Consider the following 19407-nt stretch of genomic DNA (forward strand, 5'->3'; position numbering starts at 1 on the left):
AATTTTTTCAATTATTTCGTAAGTAGTTCAAATGCAGTAGCATATCCCGCTTAACCTAAATTTATTGTGTGGATAACTATATTTTAACCTTAATTTAATATTCTCCGAATACACTTCGCAATGCGTCAGAAATCTCGCCAAGTGTGGCATATTCTTCAACTGCAATAAGGATAAAAGGCATTAGATTTTGCTCAGATTTTGCGGCTTCTTTTAGGTTATTCAGCGCTAAAGCTACCAAATCATTGTTTCTTTCGATTTTTAATTGATTTAGCTTATCGGTTTGAATAGTCCTTATCGTTTCATCGATGTTTAACACATCGGTGATGCCTTCCTTCTCTTGGGTAAATTTATTTACACCTACGATAATTCTTTCGGCTGATTCGACCTCTATTTGATATTGGTAAGCAGCATTTGCGATTTCTTGTTGGATGTAGCCATTTTCTATCGCATTAACCGATCCACCCATAGCATCGATATTATCAATATATACTTTCGCTGCAGCTTCAATTTCGTTGGTTAGGCTTTCCACAAAATAAGATCCTGCCAAAGGATCAACGGTGTCGGTTACGCCACTTTCGAAAGCAATTATCTGCTGTGTTCGCAGTGCAATTTTAGCGGCAGCTTCAGTAGGGAGCGACAACGCTTCGTCGTAACCATTTGTATGTAAAGATTGCGTGCCACCTAACACTGCAGCCATGGCCTGATTGGTTACACGAATTATATTATTTAACGGTTGCTGTGCGGTAAGCGTACTCCCTCCAGTTTGTGTATGAAACCTTAGCATTTGCGCCTTTGGGTCGGTAGCACCTAGCGATTTGGTAAGGTGCGCCCACATTCGCCGCGCCGCTCTAAACTTGGCGATTTCTTCAAAGAAATTATTGTGACAGTTAAAGAAGAACGACAAGCGCTTTGCAAATACGTTAATATCTAAGCCCTTTTCTAACGCTGCCGTTAAATAGGCTTTCCCATTTGCCAAGGTAAAGGCCAATTCTTGCACAGCGGTAGAACCTGCTTCACGAATATGGTAGCCAGAAATAGAAATCGTATTCCATTTCGGAACTTCCTTGCTACAATATTCGAAAATATCGGTAATAATACGCATCGAAGGTTTGGGAGGGTAGATATAGGTTCCTCTTGCAGCATATTCTTTTAAAATGTCGTTTTGTATCGTACCCGAGATCTCCTTTAAATCGGCACCTTGCTTTTTTGCTAATGCAATGTACATCGCCAGCAATATAGATGCAGTTGCATTGATTGTCATAGAAGTCGTAATCTTTTTTAATTCAATGCCCTCGAACAGGATTTCGATGTCTTTTAGCGAATCGATCGCTACTCCTACTTTACCTACTTCACCTTCGGCCATTTCGTGATCTGAATCGTATCCAATCTGCGTGGGCAAATCGAAAGCTACCGATAATCCCATGGTACCTTGAGCCAAAAGATAATGATAGCGTTTGTTAGATTCTTCGGCAGTAGAAAAACCAGCATATTGTCTCATGGTCCACAACCTACCACGATACATATCCTTTTGTATTCCCCTAGTAAATGGAAATTGCCCAGGCGTCTCAGTTAGCGTTTTAGCCGAAGTATAGAGGTCTTTAATCTCAATGCCCGAAGTGGTAGTGTGTTTTTTGTTCATATTTTAGTAGTTGGTATATAGTAGTTAGATTTAGCGGCTATTGCTTAATATCCTAAAGTTTTCTTTATGCATCCAATCTAGATACTAATACTAACTACTCTGTTCTTGTTAAAACAATCCTTGTATATCCTTCTTCAAATGATCGATGGTTAAATCGTACGGATTTTCGGAAATGCTTGCCATGTGTTGCAATACTTTCTTACTTAGATCTATTCCTGTGGCAGTAGCTGGCAAACCTAGCACTGCGTTATTGATCATGGCAATAGTATCGTCTTTTAATTTACGGATTACATTCCAGCTCGAAGAATTTACATACAGCTGTTGCGCAATGTTATGTTGAAATTCTGTTTTCACATCGTTTACTATGAGGTTCTGTAATTCTTTTAAACCTATGCCTTGCTGATGCAAGCGTACTAATAAGTTGGCTGGATTAATGCGCTCTACAAAAATAATCAACCGCTCGTGTGCTTGCAACCGAAGTGGAAGTAACGAAGCCCTGCTTTCTTTATTCAATTCGTTTGTTTTTAAATCGAAAAAACGCTGAATATCGCTTTTAATGAATTGATAAAATGCCATTAATGCACCAAAAATGCCCAATAATAGAACGAGCAAATCAATAAGATCTTTTTTTGCAATCATGAGTATTGTTTAATTACGGTAATATTAACAGGGTATGAAAAGCAAAAATGTGCATTTATATTTATATTTACCGCAGATAAAAATTTAAATATCATGAGTAACACTGTTGAAACTGCTTTTGCACCCGTATCTTTTACTGAGGGTGCCGTGAAAGAACTTTTTAAATTAAAAGATCAGCAAGAGATTGCCGAAGATTTCGGCCTACGTGTAGGTGTTGAAGGTGGTGGCTGTTCTGGAATGAGCTATGTTTTAGGCTTTGATCAGAAAAAAGACGGCGATCAAGAATTTTTTATTGAAGGCATTAAAGTGTTTATGCACAAAGCGCATCAAATGTATTTATTAGGGATGGAGATTGACTGGCAGGATGGGTTAAATTCTCGCGGATTTACGTTCAGCAATCCTAACGCTGCAAGTTCATGCGGTTGCGGTACGAGTTTCTCGGTTTAATAGCATTCATTTTGTAACAATATACAAGGTCTCGTTGTCTAAATAACGGGACTTTTTATTTTTACGCCCTAAAGAAATTATCTTTATCAAATGACTTATACCGAAAACGTAAGAATTGCACTGCAATCTATTAAAAGTAACCGTTTGCGTACTTTACTTACCGCACTCATCATCGCCATTGGTTTATCTGCATTGGTTGGCATATTAACTACACTCGATGCGGTTAAAAAGAGCATGACAGATGCGTTTTCGAGCATGGGTGCTAATTCGTTTAACATCCGCAACCGCGGAACAGGAATTAGAGTTGGGGGAAGTGGAAAGCGCCCTAAGCCTTTTAAATCTATTCGATACGAAGATGCAACTGCCTTTAAAAAGCGCTTAAATGCTCCTGCAACGGTTGCCGTTAGTGTATATGCCAGCGGTGGTGCTACGGTAAAGTATGGTACAGAAAAAACAAATCCAAATATCAATATTCAAGGAATTGACGAAAATGGATTAGCTTCTCAGGGTTTAGAATTGGCCCAAGGAAGAAATTTTAGTCCAATAGAAGCAGAAAGCGCCAATAATGTGTGTATTATAGGTGCCGAAATTGCAAAAACAGTTTTCAAAACGGAGACGCCTCTAGATAAAGTTATTACTGTTGGCAATAATCGATTAAAAGTAATTGGTGTTTTGGTAGCAAAGGGCTCTAGCATGGGTCCAAATACCGATCGTGTGGTTTATATTCCCTTGCTTAAGGCAAAACTGATTAATTCAAATAACAATCCGTCGTATACCATTACTGTAATGGTAGCAAATAACGATTTAATGGATAACGTTATAGGTGAAGCTACAGCCGAATTTCGGAACATTAGAAAGGTAAAGGTTAAAGAACCCAATAATTTTGAGGTTACAAAGAGTGATGCCGTTGCGCAGACTCTCTTTGAAAACCTAGCTTGGGTAGCTATTGGGGGAATTGCAATTGGCACGATTACGTTAATAGGTGCATCTATTGGGCTGATGAATATTATGTTAGTATCGGTTACCGAAAGAACTCGAGAGATTGGGATTAGAAAAGCTATTGGTGCAAACCCCTCAACAATACGTAAACAATTTTTAATTGAGGCGGTGGTAATTTGTCTTATTGGAGGTGCTTTCGGGATTTTACTCGGTATTGGAATTGGAAATCTAATCTCCCTCTCAATGGGCGGAACGTTTATTATCCCTTGGCTATTTATTATAGGTGGCTTAATCCTTTGCGTAGGTGTTGGGATTATGTCTGGGTATTATCCTGCAAAGAAAGCGTCGAAATTAGACCCTGTTGAGGCGCTGAGGTACGAGTAGTTAATTCGGGAATGTGCTAATTGAGGATGTGCAAATTGGTTAATTCAGAAATTAACTAATTAAAGTGCCGAATTCTTAAGCGGTCTACTAAGTAGCTGTTGCAAACTAGGCGTATAAAGACTTTCTCTCAAGGCATCTGCATGGCGGAGGTGGTGCATATCGCTGCCTACAAAATCCACAAGGTTATTTTCGATCATTTCTTCTGCTAATTGTTTAGGTCCAGGGCCATAATATCCTGTTAAGGCAATTGCATTGGTTTGGAGAAGACAGTTTTGCTCTTTAATGCGGCTATAATTATCTACTGTTCCGTGAAAATAAGGATAGCGCTCTGGATGTGCTAAAACAGGTTGATATCCACTATCCAGCATCAATTTTATCATTTCGTTAATGTTCGAAGGATAATTGATAAAAGAAAGTTCGAAAAGCAAATAATTAGCTCCAAAAGTTAAAACTGATTTTTCTCTAATCTTCTTTTCGAACGTTTCGTCCATGTAGTATTCTGCCGCAGCATCTACTTCTAGGTTAATTTGATTTTGATGTAATGCTTCTCTTAGTTTATTAAGTGCGCGATTAATGCTATCTGGCGTATTTCTAAAATAATCGGCCATTACATGAGGTGTAGCAATAAGCTTTTTATAGTTTAATGCCTCAAATCGTCGTGCCAATGCAATAGAATCTTCAATGGTTCTTGCTCCATCGTCGATACCCGGCAAAATATGCGAATGCATATCTGCACCGATTACCGAAAAATTAATTTCAGGTTCTTTGCGCTTCTTTTTAAATAGTCCAAACAAAATTATTTCCCGTGGTATTGTGTTTCATAATAAGACTGGTAGCTTCCTGAAGTAACGTTAATAAGCCATTCTTCGTTTGCTAAGTACCAATCTACCGTTTTTTCTAGTCCTTCTTCAAATTGCAAACTCGGTACCCAGTCTAATTCCTTTTGCAATTTAGTAGAATCTATTGCATAACGCAAATCGTGTCCCGCTCTATCCGTTACAAAAGTAATCAGTTTTGCAGATTCACCCTCTTTCCGATTTAACTTTCTATCCATTATTTCACATAATAACTGAATCAAATCAATATTTTTCCATTCATTATGTCCGCCTATATTAAAGGTTTCTCCAGTTTTTGCGCCGTGAAAAATTACATCAATTGCCCTCGCATGATCTTCTACCCAAAGCCAATCGCGTATATTTTCTCCCTTTCCATATACAGGAACTGGTTTATTATTTTTTATGTTATTTATGGCTAAAGGTATTAATTTCTCTGGAAAGTGGTGAGAGCCGTAATTATTTGAGCAATTTGAAATTACACAATCTAACCCATAGGTATCGTGGTAAGCACGCACAAAGTGATCTGAGCTAGCTTTAGATGCCGAATAAGGGCTATGGGGATCGTAAGCAGTGGTTTCGGTAAACATTCCTTCTGCGCCTAATGCGCCATACACCTCGTCTGTACTTACGTGATAAAATCTTTTTTTGTCATATTTTCCTTTCCAGTATTCTCTCGCTGCATTTAAAAGGTTAACGGTACCAATTACATTGGTTATCACAAAAGCGCTGGGGTCTGCAATAGATCGGTCAACATGAGATTCTGCAGCCAAATGGATAACAGCATCAAAATTTTCAGATTGAAAAATCTGATTTATTTGTTTTGCATCGGTAATATCGGCCTTTATAAATTTATAATTCGGCAAATGCTCTACATCTTTCAGGTTTGCCAAATTACCAGCATAGGTTAGTGCGTCGAGATTTACGATTTGATAATTTGGGTAGTTCAATAAAAACCTACGCACCACATGCGAACCAATAAATCCTGCTCCTCCTGTAATTAAAACTTTGTTCATTTTATCGTTGTTTTGGCAAACCTAAATCATTTGCAATAGCTGCCATGTTTTTATTAAATGTTTTACTCAGCAATTTATTTAAATCCTCTTTTAAGTCGAACTGTAAATCTACGTGCAATTTTTCGAATTTCTTTAGCGTTACAAGCACCGATTTTACAAAAAAAATGGCGAATAAGTGCTCATAATTTTTAAAAGATGAAAACACCCGTGATTTAAATTCAGTTTTGGTATGATTTAATAAAAATATCCTTAATTCTACTTCTTCATAATTTGCTTTAGTAACTTTCAAAAAATGATTGATCGATTTTATACTTTTACGCAAGTTCATTAGCACATCTTTTGCGTTAGCAAGATCTTTATCCGTAGTTATTATTTCTTCTTTTAGTTTGTCTATACGCTCATTTAAATTCGTTTCATCTTCGAGTAATAAAAAATGCAAATGTTCGGTAAGTACTTTATCTTTTGCAACCAAGCGGAGCAAGAGTTTATCCTTTTCTTTTTGTGGCAATGCCAGAATTTCGACCTTTAGTTCTTTATGCTCGCTTAGCCTCATTTAAAAAGGATTATCTCTTAAATATTGTTCCCACTTCCAAGCCGATTTCATCATCTCATTAATGCCTAACCCTGCTGTCCAACCTAAAACCTCGTTGGCAAGTCTAACATCACCAAAAGTTTGTTCGATATCACCTTCTCTTCTCTTCCCTATGGTAAACTTCAATTTTTCACCAGTTGATTGTTCAAAAGCATTTATAATTTCTAGAACGGAAGTGCCTTTCCCGGTTCCAATGTTAAATACTTCATAATTTTTACCTACCTCTTTTTCTAGTCGCTTTATAGCCGAAACATGGGCTTTGGCTAAATCGACTACATGGATATAATCGCGAATGGCTGATCCGTCTGGTGTATTATAATCATCACCATAAACCGTAATCGCAGCACGTTTGCCAATTGCAGATTGGGTGATAAATGGAACCAAATTTTGAGGTATGCCAATAGGAAGTTCTCCAATTAAAGCGCTGTCGTGGGCACCAACAGGATTAAAATATCTTAAAACTATAACTTTTAACTCCGGACTAACCGAGCAGGTTTCTTGAAGAATTTCTTCTGCAATTTGTTTGGTGTTGCCATAGGGTGATTCTGCCTTTTTTACGGGTGCGCTTTCGGTTACAGGAAGCACATCGGGCTGACCATATACGGTACATGACGATGAAAACACCAACTTAATCGTACTATTGAATGCAGTTAAAAGATTAATCAAACTATAGAAATTATTTCGGTAATATTTTAAAGGGTGTTGAACTGATTCGCCAACAGCTTTAAATGCTGCAAAATGAATTATTCCGGTAATGTCTGGGTGGCTTTCTACAAAAGCTTTCAATTGCTTTTCTTCGCACAAATCGAGCCTTACAAATTCAGGTCGTTTACCTGTAATTTTTTCGATCTGATCTAAAATTTTAATGTCAGAATTAGATAAATCGTCTACAATTACGACTTCATATCCAGCATTAAAAAGCTCTACAACGGTATGAGAACCGATATATCCTGTACCTCCGGTAACGAGTATCTGTGACATTATTTATTATAGGTTTTAAAATCTTTGTGGTCGGTATTAATCAGCGCTTCTTTTGGTAAGGATTTAAAATACTCATAGGTAATTTTTAGTCCCTCGGCCCTATTCACTTTTGGCTCCCAATTAAGCAAGGCCCTTGCTTTGGTAATATCTGGCCTACGCTGTTTGGGATCATCAACAGGTAAATCTTTAAGCACAAGTTTCTGACTTGTTCCCGTAAGTTTAATAATTTCTTCTCCAAATTCTTTAATGGTAATTTCATCGGGGTTACCAATATTTACAGGCTGAGCATAATCGCTAAATAATAATCTATAAATTCCTTCCACCAAATCATCCACATAGCAGAATGAACGGGTTTGACTTCCATCCCCAAAAACGGTAAGGTTTTCGCCGCGAAGGGCTTGACCAATAAAAGCAGGCAGCACACGTCCATCATTAAGACGCATACGTGGGCCATAGGTGTTAAATATCCTAACTATTCTTGTTTCCAAACCATGAAAGGTATGGTACGCCATGGTTATAGCTTCTTGGAAACGTTTAGCCTCGTCGTATACTCCACGAGGGCCAACTGGGTTTACATTGCCCCAATATTCTTCGGGTTGCGGGTTAACACTTGGGTCGCCATACACTTCTGAAGTAGAAGCGATAAGCATGCGTGCATTTTTATTCCGAGCCAAACCGAGTAGATTATGTGTTCCTAAAGAACCTACCTTTAAGGTTTGAATAGGAATTTTTAGGTAGTCGATCGGACTTGCGGGAGAGGCAAAATGCAAGATATAATCTAGTTTGCCGGGCACATACACAAATTTAGAAACATCGTGGTTATAAAATTCAAAGTTTTCTAACTTAAATAAATGTGCAATATTTTGCAGGTCGCCGGTAATTAAATTATCCATGGCGATTACATGGAAATCTTCTTTAATAAAGCGATCGCATAAATGTGAGCCTAAAAATCCGGCAGCACCTGTTATTAATACTCTTTTACGTTCCATTATTCGGAAATTAGTTTTCGGCCAATACTATTATAATAGTAGCCTAGGTCGATCATTTTTTGTAGATCGAACAGATTACGCCCATCAAAAATTACTTTGTTTTTTAAAATTCCCTCCATTCTTTCGAAATCAGGATTACGGAATACTGACCATTCTGTAGCAATTAAGAGTGCATCTGCATTTTCTAGGGCTTCGTATTGATTACTGGTAAAAATGATTTTATCGCCCAAGATGGCTTTTACATTTTCCATGGCTTCGGGGTCAAATGCACTAATCGTTGCACCGTGTTTAAGGAGTTCATCAATAATATATAATGCTGGTGCTTCACGAATATCGTCGGTTTCTGGCTTAAAGGCCAATCCCCACAGCGCAAAGTGCCTTCCTTTGATATCATTTTTATAATATTTTAAAATTTTATCGGCCAAAACTATTTTCTGGCGTTCATTAACGTCCATTACAGCTTTCAGAATCTGAAAGTCGTACTGATGTGCACTTGCCGCAATAGAAAGTGCTTGAACATCTTTCGGAAAGCAACTTCCACCATAGCCAATACCTGGAAAAAGAAACCGTTTACCAATTCGACCATCAGCACCAATACCTTTTCGTACCGCATCAACATCGGCACCTACGATTTCACAAAGGTTAGCGATTTCGTTCATAAAGGTAATTTTTGTGGCTAAAAATGAATTCGCTGCATATTTGGTAAGTTCTGAAGAGCGCTCATCCATGAAGAATATGGGATTACCCTGACGAACATAGGGCGCATACAATTCGGCCATTAGTTTTTGTGCCTTTTCGCTTCGGGTTCCTACCACCACACGATCAGGTTTCATAAAGTCGTCTACCGCTACTCCTTCACGTAAAAATTCAGGGTTAGATACTACATCTATTTCTATGGAAGTATTTTCTTTAAAAACGGCTTGTACTTTATCAGCAGTTCCAACTGGGACCGTAGATTTATTCACGATTACCTTATACTCGGTAACGAGTTTAGAAATGTCTTTCGCGGCGCCCAAAATGTACGATAAATCGGCCGCACCGTCGCCACCTGGGGGGGTTGGCAAGGCCATAAATATAATTTGAGCTTCTTTTACAGCATGGGCTAAGTCGGTAGTAAAGGATAAACGATCTTGCGCAATGTTTCGATGAAATAAAACATCTAAGCCTGGCTCGTAAATGGGCACTTCGCCATTTATCATTTTTTGCACTTTAGCTTCGTTAATATCTACGCATATTACCGTATTACCTGTTTCTGCCAAGCATGTTCCCGTTACCAATCCTACATATCCAGTTCCAATTACAGCTATCTTCATCTACTTATTTGTTTTTATATGAAGGTTTTAATTTTAATCATTTATCTTCGAAACGAAGATAAGAAATTAACATTCAAAATGATTTGGATTTATACAATTGGGGTTACTTTATTTACTATAGTCACTAAAATAGCATCACTATTTCACCAAAAAGCAAAATTATTTAACGAAGGAAGAAAAAATGTTTTTAATGAAATACAAATTAAGATCAATGCGAATGACCGTCCGATTTGGTTTCATTTTGCTTCATTAGGTGAATTTGAACAAGGCAGACCGGTACTGGAGTGTATCAAATTAAAATATCCGACAGAAAAAATAGTGATTACTTTTTTTTCACCTTCGGGTTTCGAGATTCGTAAAAATTATGCTGGAGCAGATGGTATTTTTTATCTCCCGATAGATACTTTGGCCAATGCAAAAAGATTTATCGATTTAGTAAACCCTCAGCTTGCCATTTTTACAAAATATGAGTTTTGGTTTAATTACTTTAACGAATTGCATGCTAAACATATTCCTTTATACTTGATTTCTGGGATTTTTAGACCGAATCAAGCTTTTTTTAAGTGGTATGGGGAGTTTTATCGAAAAATGTTGGCCTGCGTTACCCATTTTTTTGTTCAGAATGAAGAAAGTGTGCTATTATTAAACGGCATAGGAATTACTGAAGTGAGCTTAAGTGGGGATACACGTTTTGATCGGGTTTTCGAAAATGCTGCTTCACCAAAGAAGATTACTGAAGTAGAAGCATTTTGTGGCGATTCACCAGTTTTTATAGCTGGTAGTACGTGGTTGGCGGATGAGAAAATATTGATTAGTTTAACAGAAAAGCAGCGAGATTGGAAATTTATTATTGCACCCCACGAAGTTGATGAGGGTCATATTCAGGAGATTGAAAGGTTATTTTCTAATTCTACACGGTTTTCAGTTCTCAGTTCCAAGTTAACCGCTCATCAAATTCCAAATTCCAAACTCCAAACCCTTATTATCGATAATATTGGAATGCTCTCTTCTCTTTATCAATATGGGACAATAGGGTATATTGGAGGTGGTTTTGGGGTTGGTATACATAATACCCTAGAGGCTGCAGCATTCGGATTGCCCGTAATTTTTGGGCCAAAATATGATAAATTTCAAGAAGCAAAAGATTTAATTGCCATTGGTGCAGCTAAAAGTGTTGCTACTGAGGCTGAACTTATTACCGCATTTGAGCATTTTACAGCAAATGAAAAAGCAGCTGCCAATGCGAAAGATTATGTAGAGAAAAAGAGAGGGGCTACGGAGAAGATTATAAATATGATTTTGCCATCACTGCCAAAGCTTCAATAAACTTTGGATGATCATTCAAACTTTCTACCAATTGCACATGCTCACCGCCTAATGCCCTAAATTCTTCGTGATACTCGAAAGTAATTTCGTAAAGGGTTTCTAGGCAGTCGGCCACAAAAGCCGGACTAAATACCAACAAACGTTTCTTTCCTTCTGAGGCAAGTTTTTTTAGCACATCGGTTGTATAGGGCTGCACCCAAGGCTCTTTACCTAAGCGCGACTGGAAACATACGGTATAATTTTCTTTTGCAATACCCAATTCTTGTGCGAGTAAGCGTGCTGTATCATGACCCTGTGCCGAATAACAAAACTTGTTCGTATCGTTTAACGTTTGGCAACAATCTTTATTCTTTAAGCAATAATTACCTGTATGATCGCATTTTAGGAGTTGTCTTTCCGGTAAACCGTGGAAGCTAAAAAGTACATGATCATAGGTCTCGGGGTGATGTTTACGTGCATTTTCTGCAAATACTTCGATCATTAATTTATTATCGTGAAAAGAATTCACGAAAGTAATTGGCGGTATAGTTTGCCACTTTGAGACCAATTCCATTACCAATTGCATTACCGACCCGGTGCTTGCCGAAGCGTATTGTGGAAACATGGGAATAACCTTAATACTTTCGACCAATCCTTCTTTAAGCTTTTTTAACGCACTTTCGATGGAAGGATTTTGATAGCGCATGGCTAATTCTACGTGATATTCTTCGCCCAATTTCTCTTGCAATAGTTTGGCTTGGATTTTACTATAATATAAAAGTGGTGATCCGTTTTCGTTCCAAATTTCTTTGTATAATTTCGAAGTTTTAGGGCTGCGAAATGGGACGATAATTCCTTTAACCAAGAGTGTTCTATTGAATTTAGGAATATCAATTACCCGCTCATCCATCAAAAATTGATCGAGATATTTCTTTACATCTTTTACTTCGGCACTATCAGGTGTACCAAGGTTGACCAATAAAATGCCCTTCTTTGCCATAGTTGTTATAAACGTAGTTTAAATTCTTAAAGATTTTCCAGTTGAGTTTTTACTTTTTCCATGAGCCACATGGGTGTTGATGTTGCACCACAAATACCAATTTTATCGTTTGGAGAAAACCAATTAGAATCTAATTCTTCTTCATTAGAAATAAAGTAAGAATTGTCATTGTATTTTTTGCAAACATCAAAGAGTACTTTGCCGTTAGACGACTTCTTTCCTGAAACGAAAATAATTTTATCAAAACCGGCTACAAATTGCTCAAGTTCTTCGTAGCGATTAGAAACTTGTCGGCAAATGGTATCATTCGCTTTTACATCATAGCCGCGATGCAACAATTCGTCTTTAATTTGATAAAATTTGTCGACGCTTTTTGTAGTCTGACTATAGAGCGTAAATTTATTTGGAAGGTCTAATGTATCGAGTTCAGCAATATCTTGAAAAACAATAGCATTACCATTTGTTTGTCCCTGTAAACCGATTACTTCGGCATGCCCATGTTTACCAAAAATTAAAATTTGTTCGTCATCGTCATGGGAATTCTTAATTCGGTTTTGAAGTTTTAACACAACCGGACAAGAGGCATCAATTAGGGTTAAATTATTATTTAGCGCAAGTTCGTAGGTGGATGGTGCCTCTCCATGCGCACGAATGAGTACCCTTTCGTTTTGTAATTTGCTAAGCTGTTCATGATCGATGATGCGTAATCCTTTTTTCTTTAAACGCAATACTTCTTCATCGTTATGTACTATATCTCCGAGACAGTATAAATAATCTTCCTGATCGAGAATATCTTCGGCCATATCTATGGCATACACCACTCCAAAGCAGAAACCTGATGATTTATCTATTGTTACGGTTAAATTATATCCCATAATACGGTTACTATCGATTGCAAAAATACGTAAAAAGAGTATCAGAAGCTATAAGCTATAAACATATTTACAACATAAATTTAAACAGGCTCTAGGCTTAACCTGCCTTTTGCGATTGTTTTGAAATCGAATTCTCATAATGTTTATTATATTCGCTTTTTAGCAATTGTAAGCTAATGTATTCTTCGGCTTCCCAAGGTGTTAAATAGGCTTCTGCCTTGGGCTTACGATGCTGAAGGTAGTCGATTAAAATTGCGGAGAAGACAACCTGGAATTTCTTTTTTGAAGCGTTAATTATTTGTAACACTCCTTTTTCGAAGTTAATGTTAGCGGTATGGCTAGACCTTATTTTGCCTTGTGGGAAAATTAAAACTAAATTTTTCGGATCATCTAATAAACTACCTGCATAATGTAAAGTTGTGATCACATCTTTTCCTTTACTTTCGGGGGCAAAGGCTCCAAAATATTTCAAATAGTTAATCTGTTGATAGTCGTTACTGGCAACTAAAATGTAGAACTGTTTTTTAAAAACTTTCTTATTTAATTGAAACAGCATAAAGCCATCCCACCAACTGAAGCGGTTTGCCAATACCAAAACCGCCTCATCTTGCTTAATGGTTATATCACTATAATTAAATCCTGAGAAATATTTTTTAAAGATGTAGTCAAAATACCACGCATAACATTTAGATATAAAACCGTATTTACGTGGACTATACATTTAGGAAAATTGCAAAAAAATACGGGTAAATGCAAACCTAACTTAAATACACCCGATCTTCTTCGCCATCCACATCCAAAACCACATCAACATGTTCTTTTAAAATGGTGGCCAATTGAAGGCCTACAAAATCTGTGGCAATAGGGAATATTTTATGGCTCCTATCTACCAAAACAACGGTACGAATTCTTTTGTGTGGTGTATTTAGGAAAACTCCTAGTCCATACGTTAGGGTTTTGCCGCTATTTAACACATCATCAACCAAAATAATTACTTTACCTGTCCATTCGCTTTCTGGCAAATCGGTTTTGGCTACCAGTTTACTGTTTAATTTTTCTAGATCTACACGAAGGAGGGTGACTTTAAAATCGGCGATTTTCTCCAACACAGCCTTTAACCGAAGCGCTAGTTTATATCCTCTATCCCAAATACCAGCTAATATCACTTCTTTCTCTTCTAAATTATCTTCTAAAATCTGATAGGCAATACGATTGATCTTTTGCGCAATTTGATTTTTATCGAGAACAAGTACGTGTGATTCGGCCATTGGTTACAAATTTAAAAAATATTTTTGTTTTCATGCAACGTTTCGATAGGTGTGTTTGTCTAATGATTATAAACCTTATCAAAATTTTATGAATCTAAAATCAACTTTAGTCCTAATTGCCCTTCTTACCCTCAATACCTTCCTTGTTAAAGCGCAAGACAGTAAAAATGTTTCCGTTAAAAATTTTAATGGAATATCCGTAAGTAGTGGTATCGATCTTTATCTTACTCAAGGTGCTACCGAAAGTTTAACTATTAAAGGTAGAAATGATGTAATCGAGAACGTTATCGTCGAACAAAATGGCAGCGATGTTGCGATTAAATACAAAAGTGGAATGAACTGGAGTAGCTTATTCCGAGACCAAAGTATTAAAGTGTATATAAATTATAAAACCCTAAAGCGTTTAGCTGCTTCAGGAGGTTCTGATGTATATACACAGAACACCTTAAAAAGTGATAGGCTAAGTTTAACGGCCAGTGGAGGTTCTGATTTAAAACTGGCGTTAACGTGTAAAGATTTAAGTCTTAATAGTAGTGGTGGTAGCGATACTGAACTTAGCGGTAGCGCCGAAAATTTTAAGGTATCTGCGAGTGGTGGTAGCGATGTAAATGCTTTTAACTTTCCTGTAAATTACGCGCAAGCGAACGTTAGTGGGGGAAGTGATGCGAATCTCTTTGTAAATAAAATGTTAGAGGCCGCTGCAAGTGGAGGATCGGATGTTAATTATAAAGGAAGTGCCTCGTTAAAGAAAACAAGCAATTCAAAAAGTGGTGATGTAACTCACGTAAGATAATTTTAAGTTTTAGTTTTAGTTTAAAAGCCAATATTGTATGCGATATTGGCTTTTTTGTACAAAGTTAAGCCTTTGGATACGGATAATACACAAAATTTGCTCCCTCGGGCACTACAACAAAAACGCACATATAGCTCTCTGGTTTTTTATAGCTTTTTAAGAAATGTTCTTTCTTATCGGGATGAATAATTCCTTTTTGAATAAATTCTTCCAACGTTGAAGCCTGAATACTCCAATCGGTATTAAGATCTGTGCGATTTAAAATCAGCTCGCCAATGCTTACCTCGTGTTGGTGGGCAATAAATATTGGAAAAGAGGATATACCTTCGACCATGATTTCGATGGCTACTTCTTTTATCGAATCGGCATAGAAAGTTAGATCTTTCTCTAAACTCACTAGCGGACTTTTCTTTGGTTCTTTAGGTTTGTTATCCCCATCTTCGTTGAGGTTACCTAATAATTCTTCTGCATTCATTCCGTAACTTAATAAGCGTTTTTGTTAACGCAATTTTAATAATACAACATTTTCTACATGTTGGGTGTGCGGAAACATGTCTACTGGTTTAATCCGAACCACCTCGTATTTTTCTTTTAAAAGGGCAAGATCCCGTGCTTGTGTAGCCGCATTACAACTGACATACACAATTTTTTCGGCCTCCATTTCAAGTAATCGCTCTACTACATCGGCATGCATGCCGGCCCTTGGCGGATCTGTGATGACCACATCAGGCTTGCCGTGTTCGGTAATAAAATGACCTGTTAAAATCTCTTTCATATCACCCGCATAGAAAATGGTGTTTTCTATGCCATTTAACTTAGCATTAAATTTAGCATCTTCAATTGCAGTAGGCACATATTCAATCCCTACAACTTGCTTCACGCTACTGGCTACAAAGTTAGCGATGGTTCCTGCCCCTGTATATAAATCGTACACCAATTCATCGCCCTTAAAATCAGCGAATTCTTTAGTTATTTTATAAAGTTCGTATGCTTGATCGGAATTGGTTTGATAAAAAGATTTTGCACCAATTTTAAATTTAACTACTGCATCTTTTGACCCTCCTATCTGCATTTGTTCAAATATATGATCTCTTCCCGAATAGGTGATCACATCTTGATCGAAAATTGTATCGTTTTTCTTTTGGTTAACGATATAAAGTAGCGCAGTTATTTCTGGAAAGGAAATTTTTAAATATTCCATTAATCCGTCTATTTGCTCCTGTTCGGCATAGGCAAAAACCACCACCACCATTACTTCCCCTGTTGATGATGTTCTGATAATTAGATTTCGCAAAGCACCCTCGTGATTTCGTAAATCGTAAAAACTTAAGTTGTGCTTTAAAGCATAATCGCGAACCGATAAACGCAAACCGTTACTTGGTTCGGCTTGCAAATAACAATGCTCTATATTTAAAATTTTATCGAAACGTAGAGGAACATGAAAACCCAAAGCATTCATTTCTCTTCCTTCATCTTCGAAATTCATATCATTGGCATCTAGCCATCTTTTATTCGAAAAGGTATATTCGAGTTTATTGCGATAGTATTTATTAACCGCAGAACCTAAAATTGGCTCCATGTTACTGGTATCAATTTTAGCTAAGCGTTGCAAGGCCGCTTCTACATTTTTCTGTTTAAACCGTAATTGGGCTTCATAATCCATATGTTGCCATTTACAGCCTCCACATGTCCCGAAATGACTACAGAAGGGATCTACACGATTTGCTGATTTCGTTTGCAGGTTCTCGATTACGGCTTCAGCAAAATTTTTTTTCTTTTTCACTATGCGCACATCAACTACATCCCCAGGAACAGCCTTATCCACAAAAACTACCAATTCATCGGCTTTGCCAACCCCTTTACCTTCTTCGGCGATATCAATAATGCTTAATCCTGCAATTCGCATGGGCTCTGCATTTCTTCTGTTTCTACTCATTGGTGCAAATATACAGAAAATGGATTTGAGAATGTGCTAATTTGGTAATGTGCTAACTGGCTACTTAAAAGCAAAAGATATTCCCTCTGAGTTCGAAATACTCAGCTGGCCGAACAATTAAATAGCATTCTTACTTTCCAAAAATTCTGAGGATAAATCCAAATAAACCTTGTACTAAATTAAAATCTACATCAAATTGTTCATCCACGTTTACAGAAATCTCTAACGTTTCTTTGCTCATGATAATGCTTATTAAGCAAATATACAATAAAATATACCAAATACCAAAATAGTATATAGTATATTTTTCTTAAAGACAAGAATGTGAAAGATTATTTCATTTTACCTTTGTCAAAATTTAAAGATTGTCAAAGTGTATACTACAACGCGGCCTTCACCAAATAAGGTAATAGTTCTTTCTGAAAAGTCACGAAGTTTTTCCTTACGTCGGCATCACTAACTGAGGTAAAAGCGAATGAAAAAACAATACTTTTACTTGCTTTTAGTAAAAAGGCCAAGCCTCCCCTACGTGCTGGATTTCTCTTAAAGTGATCAAGTTCTAAATAGGCAGAGAGCAACAACGCTTCGAGCTGGTCAGAAAGGTGTTTTAAAAACTCTTGAGAGTTTGCATTTTCGCGCACAAAATCCCAACCTATAAATTCGTTACAAACTGTATACGACAATCTGCAGGTTTTCATCACCAAAGCTTTTAAATGCTCTTCCTCATCTGCATACTGCACCTTGTTGCTCAAAATTTCGTGTAGGTTGATGTCTAAATAATCCATCAGGATGGCATCTAAAACCTGTTCTTTGCTATCGAAATATTTGTAAATAGTGGCTTTGGCTATTCTTGCTTTTTTAGCAATCTCATTTACACTGGTTTTATGGTAACCATATTTTCTGAACAGCTCTTTAGCAGCTCTAAGAATGCTTTCTTTTATTTTTTCTGGTTCCATTAATTAATTACTTGGAGAGTAGAGCTTGTTACAATGACCGTATATCGTTTTAACGAAGTTTTGGCTGGGGCTTTCACCGGACTTCCATCGTATAGTGAATATTTTGCACCCGAAACAGGGTCAGTTGCCGTTAGATTAGGGTCGTCGGGTATAATTGCGTTCTTTTGTTCGGGGTTTACGGTACTACAACGATCAAAAGCTATATATGCGTTATCAGCCCGTCTATAGATAATTAACCCTGCAATACCATATCCAGTTATACTCACTGCACCACCTGCAGTACTTAGCCTACTTAATCGAGGATCTGTTATAGGAGAGCTAAAATTTACAGGTATATCGGGCAAATAGCTATTTTCTTTAGCACAAGCCGTGCTAAGCAACAACATCATCATCAAACCTACATGCCTGTTTTTCATTAGATCACTACTGTTTTGTATTGTTTTAAGAATCGTACATCATTCTCGGAGAACAAACGAAGATCTTTTATTTCGAATTTTAAATTTGCAATTCTTTCAATGCCCATTCCGAAGGCAAAGCCGCTATACTTTTTTGAATCGATACCACAATTATCTAGAACATTCGGATCTACCATTCCGCATCCTAAGATCTCTACCCATCCGCTGTATTTGCACATTTGACAACCTGCACCCTTACAAATGGTACAAGAAATATCCATTTCGGCCGATGGCTCAGTAAACGGGAAATAAGAGGGGCGGAAACGCACCTTAGTACCTTCGCCATATAATTCTTGAACGAAATAAAACAAAGTTTGTTTTAAATCGGCAAAAGAAACATTTTCATCTACATATAAACCTTCTACTTGATGAAAGAAGCAATGCGCTCTGGCAGAAATGGCTTCGTTACGATACACTCTACCTGGCATTAATGCTCTAAACGGAGGCTGTCCGGCTTCCATCATTCTTACTTGTACAGATGAGGTATGGGTACGCAGGGCAATGTCGCCATTTTCGCCTCCTTTTTTAATGAAGAAAGTATCTTGCATATCTCTTGCCGGATGTTCTTCTGGGAAGTTTAAGGCTGAAAAGTTATGCCAATCGTCTTCAATCTCTGGACCTTCAGCAACACTAAATCCAAGTTTATTGAAAATTTCGATAATTTCTCTTCGCACCAATGCCAGAGGATGGCGTGCGCCAACTTCGAAGCCTTCGCCAGGTAGGGTTAGGTCTAATCCTGATTCTTCAGTCTTAAGTATAGAGGCTGCTAGTGTTTCATTCAAACCTGCATACTTTGCTTCTGCAAGTTGCTTAAACTCGTTCAAAACCTTACCTAAAACACGTTTCTCTTCTGGCGAAACTGCTTTAAACTGATCAAAAATATCCTTGATAATTCCTTTTGTACCTAAAAAACGAATTCTGAATTGCTCCAACTCATCTGCATTCGACGTATCAAATGCATTGATCTCTGCGCTGTACTGTGTGATCTGCTCTTGTAACATGCGTCAAATATACTGCAATTAATAGAAACCTCATAGTCATAGTGCC

Annotated in this window: 22 protein-coding genes; 4 read left to right on the plus strand and 18 right to left on the minus strand. The window is 37.4% G+C overall.

Annotated features, from left to right (window positions below):
• Positions 1 to 94: 94 nt before the first annotated feature.
• Together WG904_RS09200 and WG904_RS09205 are read right to left on the minus strand one after the other, a co-directional pair.
• Positions 95 to 1639 carry an acyl-CoA mutase large subunit family protein gene (locus WG904_RS09200; RefSeq protein WP_339579007.1) on the minus strand — a complete coding sequence of 515 codons (1545 nt, stop codon included), beginning with the start codon at positions 1637 to 1639 and terminating at the stop codon, positions 95 to 97.
• A 108-nt stretch (positions 1640 to 1747) separates the two neighbouring features.
• Entirely contained in the window at positions 1748 to 2278 is a 531-nt protein-coding gene (locus WG904_RS09205; RefSeq protein WP_339579008.1) for a DUF7935 family protein, read from the minus strand.
• Positions 2279 to 2371: 93 nt separating this feature from the next.
• On the opposite strand from WG904_RS09205, the gene WG904_RS09210 reads away from it, so the two are divergent.
• A complete protein-coding gene (locus tag WG904_RS09210) occupies positions 2372 to 2725 on the plus strand; it encodes a HesB/IscA family protein (RefSeq protein WP_339579009.1) in 354 nt (117 codons plus the stop codon).
• A 90-nt stretch (positions 2726 to 2815) separates the two neighbouring features.
• On the plus strand, positions 2816 to 4048 hold the full coding sequence (locus tag WG904_RS09215) for an ABC transporter permease (protein ID WP_339579010.1): 1233 nt from the start codon (positions 2816 to 2818) through the stop codon (positions 4046 to 4048).
• 59 nt (positions 4049 to 4107) lie between these two features.
• On the opposite strand, the gene WG904_RS09220 is transcribed toward WG904_RS09215, so the two are convergent.
• Genes WG904_RS09220 through WG904_RS09245 form a run of 6 tightly spaced genes read right to left on the minus strand, consistent with a single transcriptional unit; the run spans position 4108 to position 9772 of the window.
• The gene (locus WG904_RS09220; protein WP_339579011.1) at positions 4108 to 4842 is read right to left on the minus strand and encodes a tyrosine-protein phosphatase; all 735 of its coding nucleotides are present in this window, start codon (positions 4840 to 4842) and stop codon (positions 4108 to 4110) included.
• 2 nt (positions 4843 to 4844) lie between these two features.
• Positions 4845 to 5897, minus strand: a complete 1053-nt coding sequence (rfbB, locus tag WG904_RS09225; protein ID WP_339579012.1) for a dTDP-glucose 4,6-dehydratase — start codon at positions 5895 to 5897, stop codon at positions 4845 to 4847.
• A 1-nt stretch (position 5898) separates the two neighbouring features.
• Positions 5899 to 6450 carry a hypothetical protein gene (locus WG904_RS09230; protein ID WP_339579013.1) on the minus strand — a complete coding sequence of 184 codons (552 nt, stop codon included), beginning with the start codon at positions 6448 to 6450 and terminating at the stop codon, positions 5899 to 5901.
• A complete protein-coding gene (gene galE, locus WG904_RS09235) occupies positions 6451 to 7470 on the minus strand; it encodes a UDP-glucose 4-epimerase GalE (RefSeq protein WP_339579014.1) in 1020 nt (339 codons plus the stop codon). It lies immediately after the preceding gene.
• Positions 7470 to 8459, minus strand: a complete 990-nt coding sequence (locus WG904_RS09240; RefSeq protein ID WP_339579015.1) for a UDP-glucuronic acid decarboxylase family protein — start codon at positions 8457 to 8459, stop codon at positions 7470 to 7472. The genes galE and WG904_RS09240 overlap by 1 nt, the downstream gene beginning before the upstream one ends.
• Entirely contained in the window at positions 8459 to 9772 is a 1314-nt protein-coding gene (locus WG904_RS09245; protein ID WP_339579016.1) for a UDP-glucose dehydrogenase family protein, read from the minus strand. Before WG904_RS09245 ends, WG904_RS09240 begins: the two co-directional genes overlap by 1 nt.
• An 18-nt stretch (positions 9773 to 9790) precedes the next feature.
• Between WG904_RS09245 and WG904_RS09250 the strand changes: the two genes are divergently transcribed.
• Positions 9791 to 11098 carry a 3-deoxy-D-manno-octulosonic acid transferase gene (locus WG904_RS09250; RefSeq protein WP_339579017.1) on the plus strand — a complete coding sequence of 436 codons (1308 nt, stop codon included), beginning with the start codon at positions 9791 to 9793 and terminating at the stop codon, positions 11096 to 11098.
• On the opposite strand, the gene hemH is transcribed toward WG904_RS09250, so the two are convergent.
• The 4 genes from hemH to WG904_RS09270 all read right to left on the minus strand — a co-directional run bounded on the left by hemH (position 11058) and on the right by WG904_RS09270 (position 14220).
• Entirely contained in the window at positions 11058 to 12077 is a 1020-nt protein-coding gene (gene hemH, locus WG904_RS09255; RefSeq protein ID WP_339579018.1) for a ferrochelatase, read from the minus strand. The two genes, WG904_RS09250 and hemH, sit on opposite strands and share 41 nt — an antisense overlap.
• A gap of 26 nt (positions 12078 to 12103) precedes the next feature.
• Positions 12104 to 12952 carry a 4-hydroxy-3-methylbut-2-enyl diphosphate reductase gene (locus tag WG904_RS09260; RefSeq protein ID WP_339579019.1) on the minus strand — a complete coding sequence of 283 codons (849 nt, stop codon included), beginning with the start codon at positions 12950 to 12952 and terminating at the stop codon, positions 12104 to 12106.
• A 97-nt stretch (positions 12953 to 13049) separates the two neighbouring features.
• Complete coding sequence (locus WG904_RS09265; RefSeq protein ID WP_339579020.1) at positions 13050 to 13673, minus strand: lysophospholipid acyltransferase family protein; 624 nt, start codon at positions 13671 to 13673, stop codon at positions 13050 to 13052.
• Positions 13674 to 13710: 37 nt separating this feature from the next.
• Positions 13711 to 14220 carry a phosphoribosyltransferase family protein gene (locus WG904_RS09270; RefSeq protein ID WP_339579021.1) on the minus strand — a complete coding sequence of 170 codons (510 nt, stop codon included), beginning with the start codon at positions 14218 to 14220 and terminating at the stop codon, positions 13711 to 13713.
• A gap of 88 nt (positions 14221 to 14308) precedes the next feature.
• Between WG904_RS09270 and WG904_RS09275 the strand changes: the two genes are divergently transcribed.
• Complete coding sequence (locus tag WG904_RS09275; RefSeq protein ID WP_339579022.1) at positions 14309 to 15013, plus strand: head GIN domain-containing protein; 705 nt, start codon at positions 14309 to 14311, stop codon at positions 15011 to 15013.
• A gap of 64 nt (positions 15014 to 15077) precedes the next feature.
• Here WG904_RS09275 and WG904_RS09280 read toward each other — a convergent pair whose 3' ends face one another.
• From WG904_RS09280 to pheS, 6 genes are all read right to left on the minus strand, one after another.
• The gene (locus WG904_RS09280) at positions 15078 to 15488 is read right to left on the minus strand and encodes a hypothetical protein (RefSeq protein ID WP_339579023.1); all 411 of its coding nucleotides are present in this window, start codon (positions 15486 to 15488) and stop codon (positions 15078 to 15080) included.
• 24 nt (positions 15489 to 15512) lie between these two features.
• On the minus strand, positions 15513 to 16949 hold the full coding sequence (rlmD, locus tag WG904_RS09285; protein WP_339579024.1) for a 23S rRNA (uracil(1939)-C(5))-methyltransferase RlmD: 1437 nt from the start codon (positions 16947 to 16949) through the stop codon (positions 15513 to 15515).
• 130 nt (positions 16950 to 17079) lie between these two features.
• Entirely contained in the window at positions 17080 to 17190 is a 111-nt protein-coding gene (locus WG904_RS09290; RefSeq protein ID WP_339579025.1) for a phenylalanyl-tRNA synthetase subunit alpha, read from the minus strand.
• A 139-nt stretch (positions 17191 to 17329) separates the two neighbouring features.
• Complete coding sequence (locus tag WG904_RS09295; protein WP_339579026.1) at positions 17330 to 17905, minus strand: TetR/AcrR family transcriptional regulator; 576 nt, start codon at positions 17903 to 17905, stop codon at positions 17330 to 17332.
• Positions 17905 to 18321, minus strand: coding sequence for a hypothetical protein (locus WG904_RS09300; protein ID WP_339579027.1), 417 nt, complete (start codon positions 18319 to 18321; stop codon positions 17905 to 17907). The genes WG904_RS09295 and WG904_RS09300 overlap by 1 nt, the downstream gene beginning before the upstream one ends.
• Positions 18321 to 19361 carry a phenylalanine--tRNA ligase subunit alpha gene (gene pheS, locus WG904_RS09305; protein WP_339579028.1) on the minus strand — a complete coding sequence of 347 codons (1041 nt, stop codon included), beginning with the start codon at positions 19359 to 19361 and terminating at the stop codon, positions 18321 to 18323. Before pheS ends, WG904_RS09300 begins: the two co-directional genes overlap by 1 nt.
• Positions 19362 to 19407 lie beyond the last annotated feature (46 nt).

Source organism: Pedobacter anseongensis (assembly GCF_037482965.1).
Taxonomy (GTDB): Bacteria; Bacteroidota; Bacteroidia; order Sphingobacteriales; family Sphingobacteriaceae; genus Pedobacter; species Pedobacter anseongensis.

Excerpts from the sequence above, each read along its gene's own strand:
- galE (WP_339579014.1), bottom strand. The coding sequence starts at position 7,470 with ATGTCACAGATACTCGTTACCGGAGGTACAGGATATATCGGTTCTCAT.
- rfbB (WP_339579012.1), bottom strand. The coding sequence starts at position 5,897 with ATGAACAAAGTTTTAATTACAGGAGGAGCAGGATTTATTGGTTCGCAT.
- WG904_RS09265 (WP_339579020.1), bottom strand. The coding sequence starts at position 13,673 with ATGTATAGTCCACGTAAATACGGTTTTATATCTAAATGTTATGCGTGG.
- WG904_RS09295 (WP_339579026.1), bottom strand. The coding sequence starts at position 17,905 with ATGGAACCAGAAAAAATAAAAGAAAGCATTCTTAGAGCTGCTAAAGAG.
- WG904_RS09250 (WP_339579017.1), top strand. The coding sequence starts at position 9,791 with ATGAAGGTTTTAATTTTAATCATTTATCTTCGAAACGAAGATAAGAAA.
- WG904_RS09210 (WP_339579009.1), top strand. The coding sequence starts at position 2,372 with ATGAGTAACACTGTTGAAACTGCTTTTGCACCCGTATCTTTTACTGAG.
- pheS (WP_339579028.1), bottom strand. The coding sequence starts at position 19,361 with ATGTTACAAGAGCAGATCACACAGTACAGCGCAGAGATCAATGCATTT.
- rlmD (WP_339579024.1), bottom strand. The coding sequence starts at position 16,949 with ATGAGTAGAAACAGAAGAAATGCAGAGCCCATGCGAATTGCAGGATTA.
- WG904_RS09215 (WP_339579010.1), top strand. The coding sequence starts at position 2,816 with ATGACTTATACCGAAAACGTAAGAATTGCACTGCAATCTATTAAAAGT.
- WG904_RS09260 (WP_339579019.1), bottom strand. The coding sequence starts at position 12,952 with ATGGGATATAATTTAACCGTAACAATAGATAAATCATCAGGTTTCTGC.
- WG904_RS09240 (WP_339579015.1), bottom strand. The coding sequence starts at position 8,459 with ATGGAACGTAAAAGAGTATTAATAACAGGTGCTGCCGGATTTTTAGGC.
- hemH (WP_339579018.1), bottom strand. The coding sequence starts at position 12,077 with ATGGCAAAGAAGGGCATTTTATTGGTCAACCTTGGTACACCTGATAGT.
- WG904_RS09205 (WP_339579008.1), bottom strand. The coding sequence starts at position 2,278 with ATGATTGCAAAAAAAGATCTTATTGATTTGCTCGTTCTATTATTGGGC.
- WG904_RS09275 (WP_339579022.1), top strand. The coding sequence starts at position 14,309 with ATGAATCTAAAATCAACTTTAGTCCTAATTGCCCTTCTTACCCTCAAT.
- WG904_RS09280 (WP_339579023.1), bottom strand. The coding sequence starts at position 15,488 with ATGAATGCAGAAGAATTATTAGGTAACCTCAACGAAGATGGGGATAAC.
- WG904_RS09290 (WP_339579025.1), bottom strand. The coding sequence starts at position 17,190 with ATGAGCAAAGAAACGTTAGAGATTTCTGTAAACGTGGATGAACAATTT.
- WG904_RS09230 (WP_339579013.1), bottom strand. The coding sequence starts at position 6,450 with ATGAGGCTAAGCGAGCATAAAGAACTAAAGGTCGAAATTCTGGCATTG.
- WG904_RS09300 (WP_339579027.1), bottom strand. The coding sequence starts at position 18,321 with ATGAAAAACAGGCATGTAGGTTTGATGATGATGTTGTTGCTTAGCACG.
- WG904_RS09270 (WP_339579021.1), bottom strand. The coding sequence starts at position 14,220 with ATGGCCGAATCACACGTACTTGTTCTCGATAAAAATCAAATTGCGCAA.
- WG904_RS09200 (WP_339579007.1), bottom strand. The coding sequence starts at position 1,639 with ATGAACAAAAAACACACTACCACTTCGGGCATTGAGATTAAAGACCTC.
- WG904_RS09245 (WP_339579016.1), bottom strand. The coding sequence starts at position 9,772 with ATGAAGATAGCTGTAATTGGAACTGGATATGTAGGATTGGTAACGGGA.